12 protein-coding genes are annotated in these 8,237 nt (G+C 57.6%); 5 read left to right on the top strand and 7 right to left on the bottom strand.

Annotated elements, in window-relative coordinates; all coding sequences use genetic code 11:
* Window positions 1–683: 683 nt before the first annotated feature.
* From EF096_RS16580 to EF096_RS16565, 4 genes are all read left to right on the top strand, one after another.
* On the top strand, window positions 684–1,262 hold the full coding sequence (locus EF096_RS16580) for a GNAT family N-acetyltransferase (RefSeq protein WP_123890913.1): 579 nt from the start codon (window positions 684–686) through the stop codon (window positions 1,260–1,262).
* A 226-nt stretch (window positions 1,263–1,488) separates the two neighbouring features.
* On the top strand, window positions 1,489–1,761 hold the full coding sequence (locus EF096_RS16575; RefSeq protein WP_123890912.1) for a CopG family ribbon-helix-helix protein: 273 nt from the start codon (window positions 1,489–1,491) through the stop codon (window positions 1,759–1,761).
* Window positions 1,758–2,039 (top strand): type II toxin-antitoxin system RelE/ParE family toxin, encoded by a 282-nt coding sequence (locus EF096_RS16570; RefSeq protein ID WP_123890911.1) that lies wholly within the window; start codon window positions 1,758–1,760, stop codon window positions 2,037–2,039. The genes EF096_RS16575 and EF096_RS16570 overlap by 4 nt, the downstream gene beginning before the upstream one ends.
* 164 nt (window positions 2,040–2,203) lie before the next feature.
* Window positions 2,204–2,989: an SDR family oxidoreductase gene (locus EF096_RS16565; protein ID WP_123890910.1), complete on the top strand. Its 786-nt coding sequence runs from the start codon at window positions 2,204–2,206 to the stop codon at window positions 2,987–2,989.
* Between the two features lie 61 nt (window positions 2,990–3,050).
* On the opposite strand, the gene EF096_RS16560 is transcribed toward EF096_RS16565, so the two are convergent.
* Entirely contained in the window at window positions 3,051–3,518 is a 468-nt protein-coding gene (locus tag EF096_RS16560; protein WP_235869780.1) for a hypothetical protein, read from the bottom strand.
* Window positions 3,519–3,876: 358 nt separating this feature from the next.
* Between EF096_RS16560 and EF096_RS16555 the strand changes: the two genes are divergently transcribed.
* Window positions 3,877–4,554: a cytochrome b/b6 domain-containing protein gene (locus EF096_RS16555; protein WP_123890909.1), complete on the top strand. Its 678-nt coding sequence runs from the start codon at window positions 3,877–3,879 to the stop codon at window positions 4,552–4,554.
* Window positions 4,555–4,562: 8 nt separating this feature from the next.
* Here the strand turns inward: EF096_RS16555 and EF096_RS16550 are convergent, their stop codons facing one another.
* From EF096_RS16550 to EF096_RS16525, 6 genes are read right to left on the bottom strand one after another with little or no spacing between them, the layout of a single operon-like run.
* Window positions 4,563–5,033: a c-type cytochrome gene (locus EF096_RS16550; RefSeq protein WP_123890908.1), complete on the bottom strand. Its 471-nt coding sequence runs from the start codon at window positions 5,031–5,033 to the stop codon at window positions 4,563–4,565.
* 35 nt (window positions 5,034–5,068) lie between these two features.
* The gene (locus tag EF096_RS16545) at window positions 5,069–5,254 is read right to left on the bottom strand and encodes a YgaP family membrane protein (RefSeq protein WP_123890907.1); all 186 of its coding nucleotides are present in this window, start codon (window positions 5,252–5,254) and stop codon (window positions 5,069–5,071) included.
* A 2-nt stretch (window positions 5,255–5,256) separates the two neighbouring features.
* Window positions 5,257–7,002 (bottom strand): SulP family inorganic anion transporter, encoded by a 1,746-nt coding sequence (locus tag EF096_RS16540; protein ID WP_123890906.1) that lies wholly within the window; start codon window positions 7,000–7,002, stop codon window positions 5,257–5,259.
* The gene (locus EF096_RS16535) at window positions 6,999–7,418 is read right to left on the bottom strand and encodes a YeeE/YedE family protein (RefSeq protein WP_123890905.1); all 420 of its coding nucleotides are present in this window, start codon (window positions 7,416–7,418) and stop codon (window positions 6,999–7,001) included. The genes EF096_RS16540 and EF096_RS16535 overlap by 4 nt, the downstream gene beginning before the upstream one ends.
* A 2-nt stretch (window positions 7,419–7,420) precedes the next feature.
* Window positions 7,421–7,882: a YeeE/YedE family protein gene (locus EF096_RS16530; RefSeq protein ID WP_328588843.1), complete on the bottom strand. Its 462-nt coding sequence runs from the start codon at window positions 7,880–7,882 to the stop codon at window positions 7,421–7,423.
* Window positions 7,842–8,168, bottom strand: coding sequence for an ArsR/SmtB family transcription factor (locus tag EF096_RS16525; protein ID WP_123890903.1), 327 nt, complete (start codon window positions 8,166–8,168; stop codon window positions 7,842–7,844). The genes EF096_RS16530 and EF096_RS16525 overlap by 41 nt, the downstream gene beginning before the upstream one ends.
* Window positions 8,169–8,237: the final 69 nt, after the last annotated feature.

The raw sequence follows: 8,237 nt of genomic DNA, 5'->3' as shown, positions 1-8,237 counted from the left end.
CCTCGGTCAGCCACCTGTTTGACGGCTTCAATTTTAAATTCTTCGGTGTAGCGTGAGTTGCTCATTGGACCTCCTGGGTGCCTCGATTATAAGGCCTGGAGGTGTCTACGAAACTAGGGGCGATTCACAAGCAGTCAGATAGTGACACTAAATTTTTGTTGGGCGCAGGCGCATTAGCCTTGTTTTTATTTTCGCGCTGACGCACGAAAACTGGGGTCAGATGAAGGTTTCCCACTAATTTTCATCTGACCCAGATTACCTGTTGGCGAATGAGCGGCATAACAATCGCGTCAACTAAGCAAAATCAACCAACACCACACGGACTAATACCCCATCTACGCGGGCGAGTAGCGCAGAGCTGCCGGGAAAAAGATGCTCGCGGTGTCTGAGGTGCGAAGCGCCGAGTTTGCGAGCGTCCCCGGCAGGTCGAGCAACGCAGCGAACCCGCAGGGCCGCGCAGCTGGGTGCCCAGGGGAGTTGTTAGAGGGGAATGGGCAAGCATTCCCCTCTAACTCGCCAGCAAGGCGAAATGCATTATTTATCCAAGCACACCGTGCCTACCCACACATCTCAGTGCTTGCTGTCAGGGCCACTGACTAGCCGACTGCAGTCTGCTCCAAACCGACCAAAAACTCAGTCCGGTATAATCCAGCCAGCCGCCCCAGCCCAAAGGACACCCACGCATGCTTATCAACCAAGCAACCCTAGAAGGCCAATTCGTGCTGCTCGAACCCCTCACCGAGCAACACATAAAGCCCCTGGAAAAAGCCGTCGCCGATGGCGACTCGCCCAAGCTATGGTTCGCCAGCGTGCCGACCGCTGAGCAAATGCCTGCCTATGTGCAACGAGCGATAGCGGATATGGCGCAGGGCAATATTGCCTATGCCGTAAGATCAAAAGCGTCTGGCGAGGTGGTGGGTACAACGCGTTATTACAACGTGGATGAGGCCAATAGACGCGCGATGATCGGCTTTACCTGGTACGCCAATGCCGCCAAACGCACGCCAATCAACACCGAGAGCAAGCTACTGCTGCTGACCACCCTATTCGAACAGGCCCAGGCCATCGCCGTGGAGTTTCGCACGCACTACTTCAACCAAGCCTCACGTGCTGCGATTGAGCGCCTGGGTGCCAAGCAGGACGGCATTCTGCGTAACCACCAGATCATGCCCGACGGTTCCTACCGCGATACCGTGGTGTATTCGATCATTGCCAGCGAGTGGCCAGCGGTTAAAAGCAATTTGCTAAGCAAGCTGAGCTAGAACCAATAAGGTCGATAAAGCGCACGGCCGAACAGCTGGGTGCCGAGGAGAGTTGTTAGAGGGTAATGAGCAAGCATTTCCCTCTAAAAAGTAGTCTTAACAGCTCACTACTCCCAAGCCAACCTGCCAATGCCAACCAACAATCACTTCGCAAACACACCCTGTTTGCAAGCAATACTGACTATGTTGTAATACATTGTAGTCAACCGATTTAAGGAGACTCCCAATGGCAGTCACAACAGTGCGTCTTCAGGCCGAAGTAGAACAGCATCTGGAAGCGATAGCCAAGCGACTAGAGCGGAGCAAAGGCTGGGTCATCAATCAGGCGTTGGCGGAATACATTGAGAAACAGCAGCTTGAGCAAGCGCGCTGGACGCAAACACTCGAAGCAATGGAGTCTGCGGCTTTGGGCAACGTTGTCGACGCCAGCGACGTACATAGCTGGCTCAACAGTTGGGGCACCGAAGCCGAACAGGATGCACCGGGGCCGAGTAAATGAAACTGGTTTACACCGATCACGCCGTTGCAGAGTTGCAACGCTTGAAGGAATTTATCGCAATACACAATCCTTCTGCGGCGGCCAGAATTGCCGCCGAGCTGATCGGCAAAGTCAGCTTGCTGACCGAATTTCCCCATATTGGCTCGCCCGTAAAGATGGCACCCGTACCCGATTCAGTTCGGGATATGGTCTTTAGCAAGTACGTTGTCCGCTACTCGTTGCACACCAACGTAATAGTCGTTCTTCGGGTATGGCATGAGCTGGAAGGCGAGCGTTAGCCCTGCACACCAACCGGCTAGGCATCCGCTCGGCCACACCCCCTCGTACTAAACATCACCCCAATGATTGCCCAATAATCAACCAAACCACCCCTTGGCTCCCAAGCCACTCGCTCAGTGCTAACGTCTCCCCATCAACAATCCCAACAAAAGAGATATCGCCCATGTCACACGCCGCTGGCCGTCAATCCATCTTCATTACCGGTGCCGCCTCCGGCATGGGCCGCGAGACCGCGCGCCTGTTTCGCGAGCAGGGCTGGTTCATTGGCGCCTTCGACGTCAACCAGGCGGGGTTAGACGCTTTGCAGGCGGAGTTGGGTGCAGATAACTGCATGATTCAGACGCTGGATGTGAGTGACAAGGCGCAGTTTGATGCGGCGGTAGCGACGTTTGGCGCAGCAACCGACGGCCGCATGGACATTCTGTTCAACAACGCGGGCATCATCATGCGCGGGTACTTCGACGAGATGTCGTTTGAGGATCAGCTGAAGATCATCAATGTGAACGTGATTGGCGTGATGAATGGCACCCATAGCGCGTTGCCGCTGCTGAAGGAAACGCCCAACGCGCTGTGCTTCAACACCTCATCGTCTTCCGCGACCATGGGCATGCCGTTGATTGCGGTGTATTCGGCCAGCAAGCACGCGGTGAAGGGCCTGACCGAGGCGTGGTCGAACGAGTTCAAGCGTTTCGATATTCGCTGCGCCGATGCGCTGCCGGGGTTGATCCGCACCGGGATGACCTCCGACGAGTTTCTGGCCAAAGCGCCAACCAAAGGGCCATTTCGGCTGATTGAAGCGGTGGAGGTGGCCAAGGTGGTGTGGGCCAGTTACCACAACGAGCACAAATTGCACTGGTACATTCCGGAGGAGCTGGCTGAGCTGGATAAGGCTGCGAGTAACGATCCTGAGCTGCTGCGGGACAAGTTGGCGCGCAATATGGAGCTGTAATAAAAAAAGGGGCGCTACGGCGCCCTTTTTTACGGATCTGAAAATTACCGCTGTAGCTACTTCACTCGCTGACCGCGCTGACCACGTCCGCTTCAGGCGTTGCTGGCTGAGCCATGGGTATCTGAATCAGGTTGGCCGTTCTGGCGGGCGGCAGTTTGTACATGGCGCCGGTGGCAGGATCAACCGCCAGCATGCCAATCAAACCGCCAAACAGCAGGTTGCCCCAGTACCAGCCATCCATACTGGACTCCAGAGTCTGGCTTTGCTGCTCGTAGCCTTCCTTGGAAAACTGCATGTTGTAGCGTGCACCCTTGAAGTAGCCGTCGCCTGCCTTGAGGGTAACGGTGTTCGGTGTTGTGCCTTGATGTATTACAGCGCCACTGCGGTTACGAATCTGATATTCGGCACCGGGCGGTTCGGATTTTACGGAAACAGGGTATTGCGAATCACTGACGATACTGGCACAGCCAGAGACAAACAGGGAGGCAGAAAGCGCGGCTGTCATAGCCATTTTTTTCATTAACATCATGTTTGAAGATTCCTTCTTCATTTGTTTTTTTTGATGCACTTCAGATCTAGCCGCTAAATAATAAGCAGCAGCCCAAGTAATGTCATTATGATATTTGTGTTTGCACAGTGTTTTTTCTGTCAAACCAACCCATGCGGCGACCGATACTTACGCAGCCCACTGATTTATATAGCTGTGGGCCTGAAAGCCAAGCAGTAGGCGGCTTTAAGCGTGCCGGCGCACTGAGAGTGAGATTCTGTTCGCCAGTGAGACAAAAACCTCTGCTCGCGAAGTGGCTCACTCAAAGGCCGCCAAGTCTTGCGAGCACCGCCCGGAGACGTTAGCCTTCAACGCTTGTTTAAAACGCAGTGAGTAATCCATGCAAATTGTCGTCTGGGACCTTCCTCTTCGTCTGTTTCATTGGCTGTTGGCGCTATGCGTCACGGGTGCTCTGGTGACGGTCAGTTTGGGTGGCAACTGGATGGTCTGGCACGAGCGTTTTGGCCTGTCCGTTTTAGGGCTGCTGACCTTCCGTCTGGTGTGGGGGCTGGTGGGCGGCACCTATGCTCGCTTCAGCAATTTCTTCCCAACGCCTTCACGTGTTTCCCAGTACCTGCGTGGCCAGTGGCAAGAGCTGGGGCACAATCCGCTCGGCGCTTTCTCGGTCTTCGCCATGCTCGGGCTCTTTGCCTTTCAGGCGCTGACAGGACTGTTTTCCAGTGATGATGTGGCCTTTTACGGGCCGTTGACGCGGCTGGTAGACAGCGATGTGATCTCGCTGCTGAGCGGCTGGCACCGCTCCACCGAGGAGCTGATCTATGTGGTGATTGGCCTGCACATTCTGGCCATCGTGGTCTACCGCTTGCGCGGCAAAAAGCTGGTGGGCGCCATGCTACATGGTCGCAAGACGCTGACGCAGCAACCGCAAACCGAGGTTGAAAGCGGTGGCGGGCTGGCATTGAGCATTGCGCTGATCATTGCCATTGGCATGGTCTGGCTGGCGTGGGGCAGTTGGATTCCTGCCCCGCCGCCGGCTCCGGCGGTACCTGCCTGGTAAACCGCGCTTCAGTCCAGGCGGTACTTGTCATGGCAGGCCTTGCAGCTCTTGCCCACTTCACCAAAGGCGACCCGCACGGCTGAAGCATCGCCCGTTGCTGCGGCAGCGACCAGATTATCTGATGCGGTACCCAGGTTACCGGCCAGCTCGGCCATATCGTTCATGTTCGCAAACAACGCCGGATCGGCGCGGGTTACCTGCTTGCCTACATCCTGGTCGGTGCCCGGACCAAAGAGCGCGCCCATGCCGGAGTTGGCGATAGCGGCGATGGCATTGGCCGCCGCACTGACTTGCTCGGGATTGTATTCGACGCTCTCATCAATCACCTGCGCCTTGATCTTGCCCATATTCCAGGCCATGTAGGTAAAACCGGCCTTGCGGGTTTCGATCTGATCTTCCGGAGACAGCTGAGCTGCCGCAGCCGACAGGCTGACGGCCAGCAAAGTACCGCCAAGTAGCGTAGTAATCACGGATTTCATATAAAACTCCTTTTCGTTTTTGATGTGCCAGCAGCTCACTTGCTGCAGGTACTGATGCCCAGCAGCGGATACAGCGGGCAAAAACGCATCACTCCGGTAGCCAGTGGCACAACACCGATCCACCCCCAGAGACCTATGGTTCCGGTCAGGCTCAGGCCAATCAGTAGCAGACCCAGAAGAATGCGTATAACACGATCAATAGTACCTACATTGGTTTTCATGACTATGACTCTGTTGGTTCAGGAGAGGGCCTTTTCAGCTTGCCCAGGGTGTTGAATGCAATATCAGTGCTAGGGAACAGCTCGTCTACCTGACGCTGCATCCAGTCGGTTTGCTGCAAGTGATCCATCACCGGGCCCTTGACCTCCGCGAGATGCAGATGGATATCGCGCTCGGCCAACCCTTCGGTCAGCTCGCTGAGCATGTCCAGTCCGGTACTGTCGATATGGTTAACCGCTGACAAAATCAGTAACACTTCTCGGGTGTCAGGATAGTCTGCCAGCGCCTGATAAATGGCCTGTTCCACCGCTTTGGTATTGGCGAAGAAGATATTTTCGTCAATGCGCAGTGCCAGCAGCTGCGGCACGGTTTCCACCAGATGGCGCTTGGTGTTGCGAAAGTAGTTGGTGTCCGGCACCCGGCCCACCACAGCAACGTGCGGGCGGCTGCCGCGCCACAACTGCGCGACGATGGACCAGCACACGCCAAGAATAATGCCGCCTTCAACGCCGAGTATGAGCACACCCAACAAGGTGCTGAGCAGCGTGAGGCCCTCTGCGCGGTCGTAACGCCAGGCCCGCGCCAGGCTGCGCAAATCAATCAAGGGCACCACTGCGACTATGATCACCACGGCCAGCATCACCTGTGGCAGGTAGGCAAACAAGGGCGCGACCGTGAGCAGAATACCGGCAATCATCACCGCAGCAATCACCCCCGCCAGCGGCGTATTGGCGCCCGCCTCGATGTTCACACTAGAGCGCGAGAAGCCCCCGGCCACAGCAAAACCGCCAGTCAAGCCGGAGCCAAGGTTGGCCGCGCCCAACCCCAGTAGCTCGCGGTCGGGGTTAATACTCTGGCGTTTGCGCCGCGCCAGCGACTGAGCGATAGACACGCTTTCGACAAAGGTCACCAGACTGATCAGCACCGCCGGGATCAATAGCGAGCGGAGCGCTCCGGTATCCGGCGTCTGCCACACCAGCGACGGCAGCCCGGCGGGAATCTCACCCACCACCGGCACCCCGTGCGCGCTGAGACCAAACTGCAGGGTAGCGGCCACGGCCAGCACGACCACCAGAATCGGCGCCAGCCGGGCGGCCAGATTAGCCAGCAGCTCGGGCAGCCCCATGCTGCGCAGATGCCCGGCTAACCAGGCGCGTGCGTAGACCAGCCAGAGCAGGGCAGCGATGCCCATGGCCAGCACCAGGCTGTTGCTGGTGTGCCAGCTGTCGAGCAAAGTTGCCGGATTATCGGGCCAATTACGCAGGCCCGCCAGCTTGGGCACCTGACTCAGCACAATGAGTATCGCCGCGCCGCTGATGAAGCCACTGATCACCGGGTGGCTGAGAAAGTTGGCGAGAAAGCCCAGCCGCAGAAGGCCAAAGGCAAACAGCAATGCGCCGGAAAACAGCGCCAGCCAGATGGCCAGCTGCATATAATCCGCCGAGCCGACCTCTGCCAGCGGCGCTAACAGGGTGGCCGTCATCAACCCGGTCACCGCCACCGGGCCGACCGACATGCTCATGCTGCTGCCAAAGAGCGCGTAACCCAATAACGGCAGCAGACTGGCGTATAGACCTACCTGTACCGGCATACCCGCCAACATGGCGTAAGCCATGCTCTGCGGAATCACCATAATGCTAAGCACCAGACCGGCGGTCAGATCGCCACCGAACCAGGCGCGACGGTAATGCGTAAGCCAGCCGAGCAGCGCGTCGCTGCCGGGAGGCTGCAGACGCGGGCTATCGCTCATGCAGTCCCCCGCCGCTCATACCAGCTGAACAACCACATACCCGCCAGCATGGCGGCCACGAACAGTAGCGCCTGCGGCACCAGCGCCGAGGCGGCGACCAGCCCCGGACCGGGGCAGAATCCAGCTACGCCCCAGCCAGCACCAAACACCAGGCTGCCGATGATCAGCCGCCGGTCGATTTGGCGATTAGTCGGTATTTGCGCTGCTTCACCACGCAGGGTCACGCCACTGCGCTGAGTCCACTGCATAGGAATAAAGGCCACGGCAATGGCCCCGATCATTACCAGCGCCAACGAAGGGTCCCAGGCGCCAGCCAGATCAAGGAAGCCCAACACCTTGGCCGGGTTGGCCATACCCGAGAGCAGCAGGCCGAAGCCGAATACCAGCCCACTGGCCAATGCAATCAATGCGCGCATGCTTAGACTCCCAACAGGTGACGGAGGACGAAAACGCAGATAAAACCGGCGCCCATAAAGCTCAGCGTAGCCGCCAACGAGCGCGGCGATAGGCGCGCCAGGCCGCATACCCCGTGCCCACTGGTACAACCCGAGCCAAGCCGTGAACCAAAGCCCACCAGCAGGCCGGCAATCACCAGCGCCACGGGGCCCGCGGCAACCTCCACTTTGATATCGCCCCCCGCCAGCTGATACAGCCAGGGCGCCAGCAAGAGCCCAACCACAAAGAGCAGGGCTTCGCGGTTACCGGCCTGCGGTATCAGCAGGCGGCCGACCAATCCGCTGATACCAGCAATCCGGCCGTTAAACAGCATCAGCATGGCGGCAGCCGCACCAATCAGCGCACCACCGGCCAACGCGCTCCAGGGGGTGAACGCAACCCAGTCAATCTGCATTAGATGTTTCCTCGGCACAGAACAGGCCATAGAGGGTGTTAAGAACCGCCAGCGCTTGTGCACTGGCGACACGGTAATAAACCTGCTTACCTTCACGGCGAGTAGCCGCCAAACCTTCGCGGCGCAATACCGCCAGCTGCTGCGACAGGGTAGGCTGCATAATGCCCAGCATTTGCTCGAGTTCACCGACGCTGCGTTCGCCCTCCACCAGTTGGCAGAGCAGCAGCAGGCGGTCACGGTTGGCTAACGCCTTGAGCAGTTGTTGAGCCTGATCAGCGGCGCTGGAGAGGCGATTGATATCGATTTGATTATTCATACAGTCGGGCAGGGTCTCGTGAACACTTTATTGACATACAATATATAAAAAAATAGATTGATTGCAACC

It is taken from the genome of Pseudomonas neustonica, assembly GCF_003797945.1.
Taxonomy (GTDB): domain Bacteria; phylum Pseudomonadota; class Gammaproteobacteria; order Pseudomonadales; family Pseudomonadaceae; genus Halopseudomonas; species Halopseudomonas neustonica.
The sequence above is the reverse complement of the archived record's forward strand: the minus strand, read 5'-3'. Positions and strand labels throughout refer to the sequence as shown.